The organism is Methanoregula sp., assembly GCF_002835825.1.
GTDB lineage: Archaea > Halobacteriota > Methanomicrobia > Methanomicrobiales > Methanospirillaceae > Methanoregula.
On sequence record NZ_PIZH01000704.1, the window covers coordinates 1 to 1,112 of the forward strand.

General features: G+C 54.0%; 2 protein-coding genes. Both read right to left on the minus strand.

From position 1 onward, the window contains the following. Window positions 1-89 precede the first annotated feature (89 nt). A complete protein-coding gene (locus CW742_RS14550) occupies window positions 90-614 on the minus strand; it encodes a ZPR1 zinc finger domain-containing protein (protein ID WP_292421621.1) in 525 nt (174 codons plus the stop codon). A 4-nt stretch (window positions 615-618) separates the two neighbouring features. Continuing rightward, window positions 619-981, minus strand: coding sequence for a cell division protein SepF (gene sepF, locus CW742_RS14555; RefSeq protein WP_292421623.1), 363 nt, complete (start codon window positions 979-981; stop codon window positions 619-621). Window positions 982-1,112 lie beyond the last annotated feature (131 nt).

Sequence of the window (1,112 nt, forward strand, 5' to 3'; positions counted from 1 at the left end):
GGGGTAGGTAGCCCCCTCTTGTTGCAGATTGTTAGCGATGGAAATTTTAACAAATTTTTTTTTAAACACGTATCGAAAAAAGTCGAAGATTATTCCGGCTCCGGCTCGTACTTCTCCTTCACGACCCGCTCGCTCTCGATTCCGCTGTTCCCGCACGGGTCCTCAACAATCAGCGTAACCGGAAACAGCCCCGCCTTCACCCGGGCAATATCAGCTAAAAGCTCCGCAGCGTTCTCCTTCTCCACATCGGTCCCCCACCTGAGGGCACCCTTGACAACCTGCTCGATCCGGTCGAGCACGCCCTCAACGTTTGAGACAAACCCCTGGCAGACCGGGCCGGGGTCGATCCTGACGCCGAGCTCGGGGATCTCGAGGCTGGCGCTCATGCTGCGGACAACGCGGATGGCAAGATCGTCTTCGCTCTGCACGGCGACGGTGTACCGCGCCGGCTCTCCGTGTTTTAAGAGCTGGGTGTCCACGAACCGGTACCCGCAGGACGGGCAGATGGCGGAGATGATGAGGATATCGGAAAAATAGGGAATATTCTCTGTCGTGTAGAGATAGTCGATTTCAGTATTGCAGCTTGGACACGGTCCCGGAACTTTTGTCTCCACGCGATTATCCACCGATCTTGTCGCGGGAGATCTTGACCGACATGGGCGTTAAGACAACATAGCGCTGGTCGCCAAGGCCGATGATATCCCCGTTGACGTCCTTTGCAACTTCCTTTAAGTCCTTCAAGACACGCTCGTAGGAGATCTTGTCCATTTTCAGGCGGGAGATGTCCACGATCACGATGTTTCCCGAATAGACCTCGTCCTTGACCCGGGGCGTGTCCTTGAGGTCGCTGATCGTTGCAATCTTCACAAGAAGGGCCGGACCGCTGCCGCGTTCCTCGTACGACGCAAGGTCCAGTTCCATGTATTCGTCGTCCGCGTGGGAGGCGCTCTTTCCAAGGAGGGTGTCTATGATCTTAACCATAAAAAAACTTAATGAAGAAAATTATTTAATAGTATCTATTCAAAGCCCGCCGGTAAGGGTTTTTCAGGAAAAAAAAGGGCAAATCGGCCGTTTTTCCGCATGCCTGCCGGAACCGGAGCCGGCTCAGATTT

Coding starts and splice junctions, on each gene's coding strand:
- sepF (WP_292421623.1), bottom strand. CDS start 981: ATGGTTAAGATCATAGACACCCTCCTTGGAAAGAGCGCCTCCCACGCG.